This window comes from Nocardia goodfellowii, from assembly GCF_017875645.1.
Classification (GTDB): Bacteria; Actinomycetota; Actinomycetes; order Mycobacteriales; family Mycobacteriaceae; genus Nocardia; species Nocardia goodfellowii.
On record NZ_JAGGMR010000001.1, the window covers coordinates 4,539,790 to 4,555,932 of the forward strand.

Annotated in this window: 12 protein-coding genes; 4 read left to right on the top strand and 8 right to left on the bottom strand. The window is 67.2% G+C overall.

Annotated features, from left to right (window positions below):
* Nucleotides 1-24: 24 nt before the first annotated feature.
* The 6 genes from BJ987_RS20910 to BJ987_RS20935 all read right to left on the bottom strand — a co-directional run bounded on the left by BJ987_RS20910 (nucleotide 25) and on the right by BJ987_RS20935 (nucleotide 7,296).
* A complete protein-coding gene (locus BJ987_RS20910; protein ID WP_209892750.1) occupies nucleotides 25-1,011 on the bottom strand; it encodes a CobW family GTP-binding protein in 987 nt (328 codons plus the stop codon).
* Nucleotides 1,004-2,407, bottom strand: a complete 1,404-nt coding sequence (locus BJ987_RS20915) for a UbiD family decarboxylase (RefSeq protein ID WP_209892753.1) — start codon at nucleotides 2,405-2,407, stop codon at nucleotides 1,004-1,006. Before BJ987_RS20915 ends, BJ987_RS20910 begins: the two co-directional genes overlap by 8 nt.
* Nucleotides 2,404-3,042, bottom strand: a complete 639-nt coding sequence (locus tag BJ987_RS20920; protein ID WP_209892755.1) for a UbiX family flavin prenyltransferase — start codon at nucleotides 3,040-3,042, stop codon at nucleotides 2,404-2,406. The genes BJ987_RS20915 and BJ987_RS20920 overlap by 4 nt, the downstream gene beginning before the upstream one ends.
* Before the next feature lie 14 nt (nucleotides 3,043-3,056).
* On the bottom strand, nucleotides 3,057-4,409 hold the full coding sequence (locus BJ987_RS20925; protein ID WP_209892758.1) for a nucleobase:cation symporter-2 family protein: 1,353 nt from the start codon (nucleotides 4,407-4,409) through the stop codon (nucleotides 3,057-3,059).
* Nucleotides 4,406-5,818, bottom strand: a complete 1,413-nt coding sequence (locus tag BJ987_RS20930) for a nucleobase:cation symporter-2 family protein (RefSeq protein ID WP_209892761.1) — start codon at nucleotides 5,816-5,818, stop codon at nucleotides 4,406-4,408. The genes BJ987_RS20925 and BJ987_RS20930 overlap by 4 nt, the downstream gene beginning before the upstream one ends.
* A gap of 71 nt (nucleotides 5,819-5,889) precedes the next feature.
* Nucleotides 5,890-7,296, bottom strand: a complete 1,407-nt coding sequence (locus tag BJ987_RS20935) for an amidohydrolase family protein (protein WP_209892764.1) — start codon at nucleotides 7,294-7,296, stop codon at nucleotides 5,890-5,892.
* Between the two features lie 434 nt (nucleotides 7,297-7,730).
* On the opposite strand from BJ987_RS20935, the gene BJ987_RS20940 reads away from it, so the two are divergent.
* Nucleotides 7,731-8,726 carry an amidohydrolase family protein gene (locus BJ987_RS20940; protein ID WP_209892767.1) on the top strand — a complete coding sequence of 332 codons (996 nt, stop codon included), beginning with the start codon at nucleotides 7,731-7,733 and terminating at the stop codon, nucleotides 8,724-8,726.
* A 3-nt stretch (nucleotides 8,727-8,729) separates the two neighbouring features.
* Here the strand turns inward: BJ987_RS20940 and BJ987_RS20945 are convergent, their stop codons facing one another.
* Together BJ987_RS20945 and BJ987_RS20950 are read right to left on the bottom strand one after the other, a co-directional pair.
* The gene (locus tag BJ987_RS20945) at nucleotides 8,730-9,521 is read right to left on the bottom strand and encodes a GntR family transcriptional regulator (protein WP_209892769.1); all 792 of its coding nucleotides are present in this window, start codon (nucleotides 9,519-9,521) and stop codon (nucleotides 8,730-8,732) included.
* A gap of 35 nt (nucleotides 9,522-9,556) precedes the next feature.
* The gene (locus BJ987_RS20950; protein ID WP_209892772.1) at nucleotides 9,557-10,567 is read right to left on the bottom strand and encodes a LacI family DNA-binding transcriptional regulator; all 1,011 of its coding nucleotides are present in this window, start codon (nucleotides 10,565-10,567) and stop codon (nucleotides 9,557-9,559) included.
* Between the two features lie 180 nt (nucleotides 10,568-10,747).
* Between BJ987_RS20950 and pucD the strand changes: the two genes are divergently transcribed.
* The 3 genes from pucD (at nucleotide 10,748) to BJ987_RS20965 (ending at nucleotide 15,963) form a co-directional block, all read left to right on the top strand.
* Nucleotides 10,748-13,096, top strand: coding sequence for a xanthine dehydrogenase subunit D (gene pucD, locus BJ987_RS20955; protein ID WP_209892775.1), 2,349 nt, complete (start codon nucleotides 10,748-10,750; stop codon nucleotides 13,094-13,096).
* A gap of 223 nt (nucleotides 13,097-13,319) precedes the next feature.
* Nucleotides 13,320-14,207, top strand: coding sequence for a hypothetical protein (locus BJ987_RS20960; RefSeq protein WP_209892779.1), 888 nt, complete (start codon nucleotides 13,320-13,322; stop codon nucleotides 14,205-14,207).
* Nucleotides 14,200-15,963 (top strand): GMC family oxidoreductase N-terminal domain-containing protein, encoded by a 1,764-nt coding sequence (locus tag BJ987_RS20965; protein WP_209892781.1) that lies wholly within the window; start codon nucleotides 14,200-14,202, stop codon nucleotides 15,961-15,963. Before BJ987_RS20960 ends, BJ987_RS20965 begins: the two co-directional genes overlap by 8 nt.
* Nucleotides 15,964-16,143: the final 180 nt, after the last annotated feature.

Here is a 16,143-nt window from a genome sequence, read left to right on the forward strand (position 1 = left end):
CCTGTGCGTTGAGGTGAGTCGCCGTCACCCGGCGAGGCAGGACCGCAGGCCGCGGGTCAGTTCGGCGCGATCCAGCTCGCGCCCGATGAAAACGACCTTGCCGGAACGGTTTTCGCCCTGCCACGGCGCGGACGGCCGAATCTCGAACATGCTGTGGATGCCCTGCAGCACGAATCGGCGGCTGTCGTCGGCGACCGCGAACAAACCCTTGATCCGGAACACGTCGCCGCCCCGCTCGGCCAGGTGGGCGCTGAGCCAGGACTCCAGCGCACGCTGGTCGAAACCACCGTCGAGTTCGATCCCGACCGAGGTCAGGCTCGGGTCGTGCTGATGGTTGTCCTCGTCGAGCCAGTGCGGGTCACCCGCCATGGTCCGCGCCATATCGAAGGCGCCGATGCCCAGCACATCACCGAGATCGATCGCCGCGTACTGCGAGGTGATGATGTCTGCGGTCGCGTTGATCGCCCGCACCGCCGCCTGGACCTCGTGCACGGTGTCGGCGTCGACCAGGTCCACCTTGTTGATGATGATCCGGTCCGCGAAGGCGATCTGATCGACCACCTGATGGCCCACGCCGTCGGCACCCACCTCGGCGAGATGGCCGCGGACATGTTTGGCGTCGACCAAGGTGACGATGGCGTCCAGCGCGAAGTTCGCGGCGATCTCCTCGTCCACGAAGAAGGTCTGGGCGACCGGATTCGGGTCGGCGAGCCCGCTGGTCTCGATCAGGATGCGATCGAAGCGGTCACTGCGCGCCAGCAGCGAACGCAGAATCTCGATCAGGTCGGTGCGCGCCGTACAGCACAGGCAGCACCCGTTGCTCATCTCGATGATCTTCTCGTCCGCGTTCAGCACGAGATCGTTGTCGATGGGTATCTCACCGAATTCGTTCTCGATGACCGCGATTCGGTGCCCGTGATTGGCGGTCAGGATGTGATTGACCAATGTCGTCTTGCCGGAGCCGAGGAATCCGGTCAGAACTGTCACAGGGATCTTGGCGCTGTCAGACATGGGTATCTCCTTGTCGGTTGAGGGAATTGAGGATCGTTCGCGCCTGGGCGAGCGCGTCGGGCGAGATCTCGATCCGCTTGCCGTCGAAGCCGGGGCCCCGGGTCGCGTCGAGGCCCAGCCGGGAGGTGGTTCCGTCGCTGGTCGAGGACGGATCCAGGGGCGAGCCCGGCAGCCCGTCGACGGTGAGGATGTCGCGGTGCGGTTGGAAGTGGGTGGCCAGCGCCCAGAGCACCGCGGAGTCGTCGGTGAGGTCGATATCGCTGTCGACCGCGATGACGGTCTTGACGTAGGGATCCCAGCCGAGCAGGCCCAGCATGATCTGGCGCGCCTGACCGGGCCTGCTCTGCCGCACCGCCACATAGCAGTGGAAATGCGTCCCGGAGGTCGGATAGTGCACCGCGGTCACATCCGGGAAACGCGATTTGAGCTTCTCCGCCATTTCCGACTCCCGCGGAATCCGGGCGAGATTGAGATGCTCCGCGGTATTGCCGCCCTCGACATCGAACAGAATGGGCTGCCGCCGCCGCATGATCGCCGTGACTCGCACCAGATTGTTGGTGGATCGGTTCGAGGAATAGCCGGAGAACTCCCCGAAGGGACCCTCCTCGACCCGCGCCGCCGGATCGATCTCGCCTTCCAGCACGAAATCCGACCAGGCCGGAACCCCGATGCCGTGGCGCGGCGTCGCGACGATCTCGAGCGGCTCACCCAGCAGTCCGCCGGCGATCGCGCGTTCGTCGACCTCGTAACCGACGCGGGCCGAGGCCGCGAGCATGAACAGCGGGTGCCCGCCGATCACCATGGCGATCGGCATCGGTCTACCCAGCTCGGCGTATTTCGCGAGCATGCGCCACAGGTCGCCGCGCGAATGCAGGCTGGTCGCCAGCTCGGTGCGCGAGTGCGCCATCGAGCGGTGATAGCTCAGGTTGCCCACCCCGGTCTCGGGATCCTCCGCGACGATGATGCCGCTGGTGATGTAAGGCGCGCGGTCCGAGGCGAAATGGCGCAGCATCGGCACCGTCGCCAGATCCACCTCCGCATCGGTGTCGACGACTTCGAGGATGGGCCCGGAATCCACTCGACGCGGTGCCAGCGGCTGGGCCGCCCGGGCGGCGTAGGCCTCGTGCAAACCGCTCGGCTCGGTGCCCAGCATGCGGGCGATCCGCTGCCGCGAGGCGAACACATTGCTCACCACCGGGACCGCGACACCGTCGACCTTGCGGCAGAACAGCATCTCGTCCCGGCCGCGCGCGGCCAGTTCGTAGATCAGTCCGGTGACGCCTTGATCCGCGGGCACGACATCGCCGACCGTCAGTACGTCCTCGGGATGCGTTGCGAGATAACGCTCCAGAAAGTCGTGCGGGTCCTGCCGCCGGGAGAGGTCGGAGTACGTCATCGGGCCAGACCTCCGGCTAGTTGGCGCACGCCGGCCGGTCCTTGCCAGCGCGGCGACAGGTCGTGTTCGATGCCGAACTGGTCGAGGATCTTTCCGCTCAGGTGGGCGAGCAGATCCTCGATGGAGGCCGGCTGCTGATAGAACGCGGGTACCGGCGGCAGTACGATCGCGCCCGCCTCGGTCACCGCCGTCATATTGCGCAGATGGACGAGACTCAACGGGGTTTCGCGGGTGACCAGCACCAGGCGGCGCCGTTCCTTGAGGCAGACGTCGGCGGCGCGGGCGAGCAGGTCGTCCGAATAGCCGTGTGCGACCGCGGCGAGTGTCTTCATCGAGCAGGGGACCACCACCATGCCCATGGTGAGAAAGGACCCGGAGGCGATGCTCGCCGCGATATCGCCGCGTTGGTGCTGGACATCGGCGAGGCCGCGGAGATCCTCGGGTCGCAGGCCCGCCTCGAGTTCGAGGGTGCGATGCGCCGCGCGGGACACGACCAGGTGGGTCTCCACGGTTTTCAGGCGTTGCAGGGCGGTGAGCAGATGGATGGCGAGGTGTGGTGCGCTGGCACCGGTGATACCGATGATCAGTCGCGGTCGACCGGATGCGCGCGCATCGCCGACGGATTCGTATGACATGACGGACTTTCTGGCTATGGGGCGGGTTCGGGGATCTGCCGGCGCCCTACGTGGAACACGACATTCAGCACGATGGCGAGCAGGGTGCCGGTGGCCACGCCGCTCTTGAAGAACATTTCGGCGAAGGCGGGGAGCTGGTGGTAGAAGCGCGGAGCGTAGGCCGGAATCAGCCCGACTCCGAGCGAGAGCATGACGATCATCAGGTTGCTGGTGCGGTCGAAATCCACCCGCGCCAGGATCTGGATCCCGGCGACGGTCAGGGCGCCGAAGGTGACCAGCGCCGCGGCCCCGATCACCGGCTCCGGAATGGCGGCGGCCACCCGGCCCACGGGCTGGACGAGACCGAGCACGAACAAGATCACCCCGCCCACGGCCACCGGGAAGCGGCTGCGCACCCCGGTCAGCGCGATCAAGCCGATGTTCTGCCCGAAAGTGGTGTAGACGAAGCCGTTGAAGACGCCGCTCAGCGCTGTCACGAGGCCGTCCACGCGCAGCAGCCGCGCGATCTCGTCCGGACCGACCGGCTTGCCCACCACCTGGCCGACCGCAAGCCCCTGTCCCGCGCCTTCGACCATGAGCACGAAGACGATGACGAGGAAAAGCAGGATCGAGGGGAGGTGGAATTGCAGAGCACCGAAGTAGAAGGGGCTCATCATGCCCACGATCGGACCGGATCCGACATCGGTGAGACTGCCTATCCCCGTGGACCATCCGACGATCGCGCCGATGACCAACGCTGAAAGAATCGACAGCTGACCGAGCATGCCTTTGAACAATCGCCGGAAGATCACCATCAGCGCCATGACCGAAGCGGCCAGTGCGATGTGGCCGAGCCGGCCGTAATCGGACGCGCTCGGATCGGACCCGGCGATCAACCGGATGCCGACCGGAATGAGCGTCAGGCCGATCAGCGCGATGACCGTGCCGGTCACCACCGCGGGAAACAGCTTCAGCAACATGCTGAAATACGGCGCGACCAGCATCCAGACCACACCCGCGACGAGCAGGGAACCGTAGACGGTGGCCATGCCCTGGCTCTGTCCGACCAGCACCATCGGCACGATTCCGCTGGATGCCGCGCCGACCACCAACGGCATCCGGATGCCGAACTTCCAGAGCCCCACGGCCTGTAAGACGGTACCGATGCCGGCCAGGACGAGGTCGATGCTGACCAGGCTGGCCAACTCCGCTTCGGTCAGGCCGATGGAGGTGCCGACCACGATGGGGACTACTACGACACCGGCGTACATGACCAGTGTGTGTTGCAGGCCGAGCAGCACCATGTGCACGAAACCGGGGCGTTCGTCGACCGCGGCCGTGCCGCTCGTCTCCGGCCGCACGCCGGGGTTCATTTCCTTGTCGGTCATGGCAGGTCAGCTCGCGCCTGCGGGTCGGCCTGGCCGGCCGGTTCGGTGGCCAGGCGTTCGGATTCCTCGGCCGGAGCCTGTTCTTGTTCCGGCGCAACACCATTGAGCAACAGGTTGAGCAGGAACGCCGCGATACCGCCCGCCGCGATGCCACTGGACAGCACGGTCTGCAACGGCCCGGGCAACTGGTCGTAGAAGTCGGGTGAACCGACCGGAATGAGCCCGAACCCGAACGCGATGGCGACCACGAGATGATTGCGCGGGTTGCTGAAGTCCGCTCCCAGCATCAGCTTGACGCCGATCGCGCCGAGGGTGCCGAACATGACCACGCTGATGCCGCCGAGCACCGGTCCCGGCAGGGAGGCGATCACCGCACCGAGCTTGGGCATCAAGCCGATGAGTACCAGGATCACACCGGCCGTGGCCACGACGTATCGGCTCATCACCCGGGTGATGCTGACCAGCCCGACATTGCCGCCGAAGGTGACGAACGGAAAGCTGCTGAATACCCCGGCCAGCGCGGTGCCGACGCCGTCGGCGCGCAACGCGCGGGCGATATCGCCCGGCCCGACTTTCCGGCCGACGACCTGACCGACGGCCAGGGTGTCACCCGTGGACTCCACCATATTGACCACCTGCACGATGAGCATCGGCAGGATCGCGGACAGGACGAAGGTCGGCGTACCGAACGAAAATGGTTCCACCAGACCGAATATCGGCGCGTCCGCGGTGGCGGAGAAGTTGGTCAACCCGAGCGGCCAGGCCGCCAGGGTGCCGGCGCCGAGGGCGATGAGGATGGCGAACCGGCCGATGGCCGGGCGCATCACCCGTTCCAGCACGACCACCAGCACGATGGTGGCGCCGGCGAGCAGCAGGCGCTTGGGTGCGCCGTGATCGGCCGCGGTCGCGGAACCGGCGATCATCGTCGCCGTCTTCGGCAGCAGCGAGAAGCCGATGATCGCGATGGTCGTGCCGGTCACGATCGGTGGGAAATACCGGGTCAGCTGGGCGAACCAGGGTGCGATCAACCAGGTGATGAGTCCGACCACGATGGTCGCGCCGAACACGGCCGGCAGCCCGGACTCCTTGCCCACGATGATGGCGGGGGTGATGCCGGTGAACGTGGAGCCCATGACGATGGGCAGCCGGACACCGACATTGAACAGTCCGAGGGTCTGCAGCAGCGTCGCCAGGCCACTGACGAACACGTTCGCGGTGACCAGGGTCGTGATCTGCGCCGGGGACAATCCGATGCCCAGCCCGATGACCAGCGGCAAGGTGACCATGCCCGAATAGGCGACGATCACGTGCTGCAGGCCGAGCGGTATCAGGTGCCGCGCTGGGGGAATCGAATCGACAGGGTCTCTGGTGGTTACCGACCGGCTTCGTGGTCGGGTGAAGATCTTCATAACTACTCCTGGGCCGGCGCTGCGGTGGGATGAGTCGTGGAACGGGCCGGGCCGCGGCCGTGCGGGATCGGTCAGTGTGACCAGGGCTGGCGCAGGGCGGACATGCCCGCGCGCGAAATCAGTTGCTCTGCTTGGTATTCGGCCTGTTCGGCGGCGTCGTCCTCGTCGATCAGCAGACAGCGCCCGTCTCGATAGACGATCTGCCCGCCGACGATCGTGATGTCCACATCGGAACCCCGTGCCGCATAGACCAGGGAACTCACCGCGCGGTGCAACGGTCGCAGGTGTGGCCGGTCGGCGTCGACGACGATGATGTCGGCCAGGCGGCCCGGCTCGAGCACGCCGGCATCGATGCCGGCGTAGCGGGCTCCCTCGCGGGTGGCCAGCTCGAGCGCGTCCTCGGCCCGGCACACGGTCGGGTCCAGGGTCGACAGCCGCTGGGCGAAGATCGACAGCTTCATGGCTTCGAAAAGGTCCTGCCGATGCCCGCAGCTCGGTCCGTCGCTGCCCAGCGACACCGCCGCGCCGCTGCCGCGCAGCTCACGCAGCCGGATCGTGCCGGAAGCGAGGTAGGCGTTGGAGGCGGGATTGTGTGCCACCCCGGCCCCGGCCGCGCCCACCTGTTCGACCTCGTCGTCGTCGAGCCAGATGGCGTGGGCGAGGGTCGCGCGGTGATCGAGCAGACCCTCCTTGGCCAGCCATTCGACCGGTCGGACGCCATAGGCCTCGAAGTAGCTCTGCGGGTCTTTGCTGCTCTCGCAGCAATGGGTGTGCCATTTGGTGTCGTACTCCGCCGCGAGTTCGACGCAGCCACGCACCAGGTCCTGATCCACGTAGGTGAGATTCAATGGGGCGGGCCATATTTCGACCTTCGACCCGCGCGGCCGATGCTGCATCGCCTCCCGGGTCATGGCGATCTCGTCGGCGGCGCTGTACCGGAACAGGCCCTGCGGCTGGCCACGCCGGGCGGCGATCTCGGTCCGGCCGCCGATCATGCCGCGGGCGACGACGCCGCGCAGGCCCGCCGCCTCGATCACGTCCGCGACCGCCAGCGTGGTAGCCAAATCGCTAGGGGCGTAATGGTTGTCGACGACAGTCGTGGTGCCGGCGCGCAGCGCCTCGACCACGCCGAGGCGCGCGGCGGCAACCGCGTCCGCCGTGGTCATGGCAATGGAGTAGGGCCACATGAACTCGCACAGCCAGGGCACGATCGACATGCCCTCGCCCAGGCCGCGAGCCAGGGCCTGATACAGGTGATTGTGGCCGTCGACGAAACCGGGCAGCACCAAGCGGCCGGTGCAGTCGATGACAGTGTCGGCTCGCCAGTCTCGCAGGTCGGCGCACGATCCGACCGCGACGATCCGCGAGCCGGTAATCGCTACCGCGCCCTGTTCGTACACGGTGCGCGCGTCGTCGACCGTGAGCACGGTCCCGCCGGTGAGTAGAAGATCGCAGTGCTGGGGGAGTGGAGGTGTCATGGCCGCCGCTGCCTTCCCGGGCGGCACAGCCGCCTCAATTCCGTTGGCGTAGGGGGAGATATCTCCCCGGCCAGGCCGAGGCCCAGCACGTGCCGAACGGTTTAACCCAGAGCGGGAGGTCACCGGCAATGTGACCTGGCACACATGCCGTGGTCACGGATACATGTAAACCGCTGGCTGTGATCGTTGTCAACCCCTCGGTCGAATCGAACTCGAATCCTGGGATGCGAGGCAGTACCGGCTGACCTGCTGAGATGAATCCAGTACGGCATCTGGGATTACATGCAATCCGTTGACACGCCGGTCCCGCTGTGCTGAACTCGGTGCCATCGAGCCGGCAGTCGGGCCGGCCCGCCGCGGTGTTCACCCGCGGCCCGTAGGTGCGGTGATTCGCGGCCGGGGATCTATTTCCGACCTCGTGAGGAGAATCGCAAATGATCATCGATACTCATGTCCACCCGACGAACCTCGTCGACGAAGCGTGGCGGCACACCGGTGAACCGTTCACCGGCGAGCGGACGCTGGAAATGATGGACGGCCCGTTCTGGATCAACGGGAAACCGCGCCGGGTGGATATCAGCTGCATCATGCCGCCACCGGGAAATACGGCGTGGCGGGAGGGAAATCGCAGCGGCCGCGAGGGGATTCGCGACTACCAGGCCTACGTGACCTCGATGGTGCAGAAATACCCGGACCGGTTCGTCGGCAACTTCATCTACAACCCGCGTTTCGGCCCGGAGAACGGGGCCGCCGAATTGGCTTTCCACGTGCGGGAACACGGCTACAAGATGATGAAGCTGCACGCCAACATGCACTCGTACCGCCCGGACCGGGCACTGGACTGGTTGCGCCCCGCCCTGCGCGTGTGCGACGAGCTCGGTGTCACCGTGCTGATCCACACCGGTGACGGCCCGTACTCCATTCCCACCCAGTTCTATCCGATCATCCGGGAGTTCCCCGGGGTAAATTTCATCCTGGGGCACTTCGGGATTCAGACCGGCGGCGTCTACTGTTTCGAGGCGTTCTGGATGATCCAGGACTCGACCAACGTCATCGGTGAGTCCGGCTGGCTGCTGCAATCTCGAATCGTGGAATTCGCGAAGGAGATGAAGAAGAGCAAGATGGTCTTCGGCACCGATTCGCCGCCGAACGAGCCCGGTATGTGGGCGCGCGAATTGGAAGTGCTGTGCCACAAGCCCCCGCAGGGCCTGGACTTGTCCGAGGACGACCTCGAGGGCTATCTGGGCAACAACATGGCGAAACTGCTCGGGCTGGCCCCGACCCCGCCGCCGAAGGATAAGGCGGAGGCGGAAGCCTACCTGCGCGGTGACATCACGCAGGCCTCGGCGACGAACTCGCACGCCGACCACTACAGCGGGTACACCCCGTCGGCGTGGGCGGAGGAGGCGGCGCTGGACGCCGCGAAGTAACCGCTAGCGGGGGGACTCCAGCGGCGCGCGATACTCCGCGCGCCGCTGGGGTTTCGCTGGCTTCGTGTCGCCGGCCAGCAGGGAGAACTCCCGGCGGCGCGGGGAGGCGCCGGTCATATCCTCCCGGGTGGTCGCCTGCGACAGGCGCACGCGCAGGCGCGAGATATGGCGTTGCGCCACGGCTTCGGCGTATTCCGGATCTCCCGTGGCCATGGCTTCGACAATCTGAATATGTTCGTCCAGCGCGAACCGGGGGGCGTCCACGCTGCGCCACAGCGAGTGCAGTGCGAGATGCGATCGGCCGGCGATCGGCTCCAATGTCGCTGTGAGATGGGGGTTCGCGGCGATCTCCCGCACGGTGCGATGGAACCGGATATCCAGTTCGACATGCGCGGCATGGTCGGTGCCGCTGCCGAGCACGCCCTCGTGCTCGGCCAGAATCTCCCGGAGCGCGGACAAACCGGCGGCGTCGAGCCGCGCGGTCGCCAGGCGCGCGGCGAGCCCCTCCAGCATTTCCCGCACCACATACAACTCACGCAGGTCGTCGATATCGACCTTGCTCACTTCGGCGCCCCGGCGCGAAACATGGTTGGCCAAGCCTTCGTAGATCAGGCGCTGCACCGCCTCGCGGACCGGCGTGCGACTGACATTGAGCTGCCGGGCCAGTTCGGGCACGCTCAGCGCCGTGCCGGGGGGCAACTGATTACGGAGAATGGCGGTTTTGAGGGCCTCGTACGTGCGGTCGGTGAGTAGTTCGCCGGAAGAGATGCTCTGCAAAATTGGCGACTCTGACATGGCGGGGCGCCTCCTTGTGCGTCAACATCGCCATGTTACATGCAATCTTTCGGGCATCCGCAGCTGCGTCGGATGATCAAGCGCACCGCCAAAGTCTGGTCGGCAGGGCGCGTATCGGCCTCCCGCACCGCAGCCAAGGTCGACACCGCCGCCCGGCCGAAGTCGTCGAACGACCGGCCCACCGTCGTCAGCGGCGGCCAGCTGTGCGCGGCGGGCTGGGTCGCGCCGAAGCCCAGCACGGCGAGATCGTCGGGCACGCGCAGGCCCGACTCCTGAGCCGCGGCAAGTACATCGAGGGCCAAGCCGTCCGCGGCGGTGAAGATGGCGTCCGGCCGGTCCGCTTCGCGCAGCCAGTCCCGGACCTCCTCGCGTGAGTTCCGTCGATCCAGACCGGTACGCCGCACCAGCGACGGATCGCCCCCGGCGGCCCGGATCCCCTCCATCCAGCCGCGGGCTCGATCGGCCACCGGTCCGGACTTGGAAGTGCCTGCGAGACAACCGATTCTGAGGTAGGAATGTCCCAGCAGATGCTCCGCGGCCAATCTGCCGCCCTGTCGGTTGGCCAGCGTCACCGAGGTCGCGTCGGCGCCGCGGGGCGCACGGTAGTTCAAATAGACCACGGGCACGCCGAAATCGGTGTGCGCGGCCCGCCCCGCGTCGATCTCCGACCGCACCAGCAGCAAGCCGCTGACCTGAAACCCGGCGAGGGTGCGTGCGTAGCGGATCTCCTGATCCCGTGCGTAACCCGAATTGCCCAGCAGTACAAGCGAACCGTCGGCGAAAGCCGCTCGCTCGACGCCGCGGACCAGTTCGGTGAAGAAGCCCTCGCTGCTGTCGGGAACGACGAGCCCGATCGTGTTGCTCCGCGTCGAGCGCAGGGCCCGGGCCATCAGGTTCGGCTGGTAGTCCAGCTCCGCGATGGCTGCCAGCACCTTGTCCCGAGTCGCGGCCGCGACGGGCCGGGGGCCGTTGTTGATCACGTAGCTCACCACGGCCGGAGAGGTACCGGCCAGCCGGGCGACGTCGTTGCGAGTGGTCCGCTGCACAGGGTCAGCGTACGGGCTCGTGCGCTGGCCGCCCGTGGTCTACACGTGTAGACTGAGGCCCGGCTCCGGTCGGGAATGTGCCGACGCCCGCGGTGGACAGCGGCGGCTGGGTGGGAATGGACCGGCGGCCCCGACAGTCACCGGCGTCGCGAAAACGCCGCAGTCCCAAGGAGTCAGCTCATGACCAGAGCGCCCGAGACAGATCGATCCGCGTCAACCCTGGTGCGCGTCGCCCAGACCCAGGAGGGGAAAGGCGTCGGAAGCAGCGCGCTCCGCCCGGACGGCACGCTCAAGGTCACCGGCGAGTTCGCCTACTCCTCGGATCTGTGGATCGACGGCATGGTGTGGGCGACCACGGTGCGCAGTCCGCTTGCGGCAGCGCGCATTCGGTCGATCGACACGAGCAAGGCGCTGGCCCTCGACGGCGTCCACGCGGTCCTGACCCACGAGGACGTCCCGGGCGTGAAGACCTACGGGATGAAGATCGCCGACCAGCCCGTCCTTGCCATCGACCAGGTCCGGTATCAGGGCGAAGCGGTGGCGCTGGTGGCCGCGGACGATCCGGAGACCGCCCGGCGCGCGGCGGAACTGGTCGCGGTCGACTACGAACCGATGGCACCGGTGACCGACTCCGAGCGAGCGCTCGAGGTGGGCACTCGTTCCATCCACGACGGCTCGAACCTGGTGCGCCACGTCAAGATTCGCCACGGCGATATGGCGCGGGCGCGTGCGGCGGCGGAGGTCGTCGTCTCCGGTGACTACGAGGTGGGCATGCAGGATCCGGCCTTCCTCGGCCCGGAGTCGGGCCTCGCCGTCCCGGACCCGGATGGCGGAGTCGAGCTCTACGTATCCTCGCAGTGGTTGCACAAAGACCTCGAACAGATCGCGCCCTGTCTGGCACTGCCGGTGGACAAAGTCCGCTTGACGATGGCCGGGGTGGGTGGCGCCTTCGGCGGTCGCGAAGACCTCTCGGTGCACGTGCACGCCTGCATGCTCGCACTGCGGCTCGGCAAGCCGGTGAAGATGATGTACAACCGCTACGAATCCTTCTTCGGGCACGTGCACCGGCACCCCGCGAAGATGCGCTTCGAACACGGCGCCACCCGTGACGGCAAACTCGTCTATGTCAAGGCGCGGCTGGTGCTCGACGGCGGCGCCTACACCTCGACCTCGCCGGTCGTGATCGCGAACGCGTCGTATTTCGTGGCGGGCGCCTACGAGGTCCCGCACGCGGAGATCGACGGCCTGGCCGTCTACAGCAACAACCCGCCGTGCGGGGCGATGCGTGGATTCGGCGCGGTGCAGTCGGCGTACGGCTGTGAATCTAATATGGACAAACTCGCTCGCGAACTCGGCATGGATCCACTCGAACTGCGACTGAAGAACGCGATGACGACCGGAACGATCCTGCCGACGGGCCAGGCCGTGGATGGGCCCGCGCCGGTTCGTGAATTGCTCGAGTCCCTGCGCGAGCGGCCGATGCCCGCCGCCGAGGCGATCCGTGACTCGCGCACACTGCCCGGCGGGGTCGGCAATACGACCCGCGGCGAGGGTATTCGCCGCGGTGTCGGATATGCGGTGGGCGTCAAGGCGATCGGCTACTCCGGCGGTGTCGACGACATCTCCACGGCCCGCGTCACCCTCTCGATCACCGCCGGCGACCCCGTCGTCTCGATCCACACGGCGGCCGCCGAATGCGGGCAGGGGATCACGACCGTGCAGTCGCAGATCGCGACCACCGAACTCGGCGTCACCCGGGTCGTGGTGCTGCCCGCCGACACCCGGATCGGCGACGCGGGCTCCGCGTCGGCCTCCCGGATGACCTGGATGTCCAGCGGCGCTGTCCAGGGCGCCTGCCGTCGGATCGCCCGCGAAGTGCTGAGCCGGGCCGAACAGGCCACCGGCCGCAGTGCCGCGGGACTCGCCCTGCGCGGCGACGCGATCATCGACGCGGGCAGCGGGGCGGCGGTGGCGTCGATCGCCGAGGTGGTGGGCGCGGACACCGTGACCGAGGTCTACGAATATCACCACCGGCCGACGGAGGGAATCGATCCGGAGCGTGGTCAAGGCAACGCGCACATCGCCTTCGCGTTCTGCGCGCACCGCGCCGTGGTCGACGTCGATGTCGATCTCGGTTTGGTGCGCGTCGTCGAGTTGGCGGTGGCCCAGGACGTCGGCAAGGCGATGAATCCCCTGGCGGTCGAAGGCCAGATCGAAGGCGGTAGCGCGCAGGGCCTGGGCTTGGCGCTGATGGAGGAGATCGTGGTGGATGAACGCGGGCGGGTGCGCAACCCGTCGTTCACCGACTATCTGATCCCGACGATCCTCGATGTGCCGCCGATGCCGATCACGATGTTCGAGTTCCCGCACCCGGATTCGCCCTATGGCCTCAACGGTGTCGGCGAACCGCCCACGCTGTCCTCCACCCCCGCCATCCTGAACGCGTTGCGCGACGCCACCGGGCTGGATCTGCCCCGGGTGCCGGTGCGGCCCGACGACATCGCGCTGCGCACAGCGCTGTTGTCCTGAACTGCGGTTGCGCGGTCATCGTGCTCGCCGGTGCGGGCAAGCGCCGAGGCTATCCGAAAGCGCTTGCCCGCGAGGGCTTTTGGCTAGTTCTGGGTACTTCACAATGCACGGCGCGTCCGCCCTGTGGCACAACAGCATTTTCGCCGAGATCGCCTGTCTCGCGCACCTTCCGCCGATACGGTGACCGGAACATTTTTCGGACTTCGGGCAGCAGGGGGCCACGATGTCGGATGAGCGGTTCATCGCAGCGCTCGATCGCCGGGAGTTTCTGACGCGGTCGGCCTGGTTCGCCGCCTGCGTGAGCGCGGGAGTGCTTGTGCCAGGCGGGATTCGGAGTGGAACGGCGGCCGCGCAGGCACCCGGTCCACTGGCCGCCGTGCAGGCCGTCGTACTGGACACACTGCGCGGCGTCTGCGTCATGGTGTTTCCCGGGTCTGACGAATGGTCACGGGCGCAAGGCGTTTGGCGACCAGGCCGCGGGCCGATCGAGGTCGGTGGCGGTGAGTTCATGATGGATCTCTTCGACAACTTCCTGGCCGCGGGGGATCAGCTGACCAGACCGCTGGCGGTGGCCTTCGCGGCGGCGCTGCACGACTTGGGCATACCGGTCGCACCGCTGCTCGGAGTGACTCCGGAGCACGGCCGCCGCCTGGACCAGGTCCTCGGGTACGTCTACTCCGATCGAGTGTTGCCGCTGTCGGTGCTGGTCGGGCTGGTCTTGAATTTCGGTGCGCTGCTCATCGCCCCCGCCGCGGTGGCCGGTCCGCTGGGTTCGCCGTTCGCCCGGTTGAGCCTGCGTGACAAGTGCCGCGTGCTCGAATTGATCGAACGGCCGATGCCGGAACTGGTGTCCATCGTGGACCGTGGCCTGCCGGGTCCGCTGCGCGAATCGGGGACCGGCTTCCTGCGCTTCGCGGGTGGAATCCTGCTCGAGGGCACGGCTTTCGGCGTGCACTCGGAGATGGAGATGTTCGACGCCGCGACGCGCACCGTCTCCGGTCGGCCGCCGTCCTGGGACCTCACCGGTTACCGCCCGGACGGGCTGATGGAGGGACATCCGGAGTTGCTCGGCTACTACCAGGGGCGAACGGAGATTCCCGCTCATGCGTGATGTCATAGTGATCGGCGCGGGCGGCGGCGGTCCCGTCGTCGCCGCCGAACTCGCCGGCCGGGGGCTGGACGTGCTGCTGCTCGAGGGTGGACCGCGTCATGCCGCGCCCGCCACGCAGTGGTCGCACGCGGAGAACGACGCCAACAATCCCAACGACGGCTATCTGCGCTTCGGCCCGCAGGACCGGGCGAAGCCGGCGTGGTTCCGCGAATGGGCGTCGAATCTGTACGCCTGGCAACTGTCCGGGGTCGGCGGCACGACCGTCCACTATTTCGGCAACTGCCCGCGTCCGTATCCCGGTGTGTTCCAGGGTTATTCGGGTCCGGACGCGGCAGCCTACGACCGAGCGCACGAGTTCCCGTTCAGCTATGACGAATTCGTGCCGTATCTGGAGTGGGTCGAGGCGACGCTGCCGGTCCAGACCGCGGCGATGGGAACGAAGGAGAGCATCACCTTCCGCGGCTGCGAGAACGTGGGCCTGCCGGTGCAGACCTCCCGCACCACGACCGGCATATCGTTCCGGCCGCAGCAGAACGCGATCTTGCAGCCGGGCGGCAACGCCGGACGTACCGACCGAGCCGACCTGCTGACCTATCCCGCCGCGACCGGCTGTACGTTGTGCGGCCACTGTTTCCAAGGTTGCTTCGAGCCGATCAGCGCACCGCGCAACCTCGTCGCCAAGCGATCCACCGACAACAGCTACGTGCCACTCGGTTTGGCGGCGGACGCGGTGCGGCCGGGCGGCAAGCCCATCGAGTTGCTCGCGGATTCCTTTGTCACCGCGATCAATTGGGAACATCGCGGCAACGCGGTGGTGGCGACCGGGGTCACCTGGCGCGACAACGCCGATGGAGCGGTGTGCACCGAGGACGCCCGAGTCGTGGTGCTGGCAGGCGGTGCGACCGAAAGCCCGCGCCTGTGGTTCAACAGCGGCCTGCCCGATCCCAACAACTGGGTGGGGCGTGGGCACACCGACCACTTCCTCGACTGGGTGGTCGGCAGCTTCGACGAATACACCGGCAACTCCAAGGGCGCCAACTCGGCCGCGCGCGTCGACTTCCCCGGCCGCGGCGGAATCGAGAACGTCGGCTTGACCCCCGCCATCCAGGCGTTCACGATGTGCATGTCCGACAGCGGAGTGCGCGGCGTCTACGACAACGGCCGGGGCCCGCTGGGTCCATGGGACGGCCCCGCCGGCCGTCTGGTCGGGCACGAACTGATGGACCTGCTCGGCAACGGCATCGACAATCTGCTCAACTTCCTCGTCATCACCGATGACCACGTCGAACCGGGCAACCGGATCACGCCGTCGCTGTTTCCCGCGGACGAGAACGGCGCGCCCGCCAAGATCGATGTGTCCCGGCGGCAACGCAGCCCGCGCACCCTGGCCAACCGGGAATTCATTGCCGCGCGAGCCGCCGAGATCATGCGCGCGGCGGGCGCGAAGCGGGTGTACCGAATGGATTGGTCGCCATTGCTTTTGCATGTGCACTCGTCGATGCGAATGGGCGCCTCGGCCGCGAACTCGGTGCTCGACGCCGACGCACAGGCACGCTGGGTCCAACGCCTTTTCATCGCCGACAATTCGGCACTCGCCAATTCCCTCGGCGGCCCCAACCCCACCCTGTCGACGCAGGCTCTGGCGACCCGCACCGCCGAGAAGATATTCCGGCTGTACTTCGACGGCGACTCCTGGGTGGACAAGGAGGCGCCCATCGTCACCACGGACCACCGCATCTCCGCTCGCTCCGGGTAACTGTTCCAGGTGAGCGTTCGGCAACGCACGGGGTGAACGATTCATCCGCCGAGCAATACCCGGCTTTCGCGGGCGGTGCGAGCAAAACCGGGCCGTCATGGATCGACCTCGATAAAGTTACGGTCGCGTCGGCGCGGTCGTGGTTCGGCCGTGTGGCAATCTTTGGCGATAGTGCTCGAA

Bases quoted from the DNA above. Each gene is read 5' to 3' on its own strand.
- BJ987_RS20940 (WP_209892767.1), top strand. From the start codon at position 7,731: ATGATCATCGATACTCATGTCCACCCGACGAACCTCGTCGACGAAGCG.
- BJ987_RS20915 (WP_209892753.1), bottom strand. From the start codon at position 2,407: ATGACGTACTCCGACCTCTCCCGGCGGCAGGACCCGCACGACTTTCTG.
- BJ987_RS20925 (WP_209892758.1), bottom strand. From the start codon at position 4,409: ATGACCGACAAGGAAATGAACCCCGGCGTGCGGCCGGAGACGAGCGGC.
- BJ987_RS20920 (WP_209892755.1), bottom strand. From the start codon at position 3,042: ATGTCATACGAATCCGTCGGCGATGCGCGCGCATCCGGTCGACCGCGA.
- BJ987_RS20960 (WP_209892779.1), top strand. From the start codon at position 13,320: ATGTCGGATGAGCGGTTCATCGCAGCGCTCGATCGCCGGGAGTTTCTG.
- BJ987_RS20935 (WP_209892764.1), bottom strand. From the start codon at position 7,296: ATGACACCTCCACTCCCCCAGCACTGCGATCTTCTACTCACCGGCGGG.
- pucD (WP_209892775.1), top strand. From the start codon at position 10,748: ATGACCAGAGCGCCCGAGACAGATCGATCCGCGTCAACCCTGGTGCGC.
- BJ987_RS20945 (WP_209892769.1), bottom strand. From the start codon at position 9,521: ATGTCAGAGTCGCCAATTTTGCAGAGCATCTCTTCCGGCGAACTACTC.
- BJ987_RS20930 (WP_209892761.1), bottom strand. From the start codon at position 5,818: ATGAAGATCTTCACCCGACCACGAAGCCGGTCGGTAACCACCAGAGAC.
- BJ987_RS20965 (WP_209892781.1), top strand. From the start codon at position 14,200: ATGCGTGATGTCATAGTGATCGGCGCGGGCGGCGGCGGTCCCGTCGTC.
- BJ987_RS20910 (WP_209892750.1), bottom strand. From the start codon at position 1,011: ATGTCTGACAGCGCCAAGATCCCTGTGACAGTTCTGACCGGATTCCTC.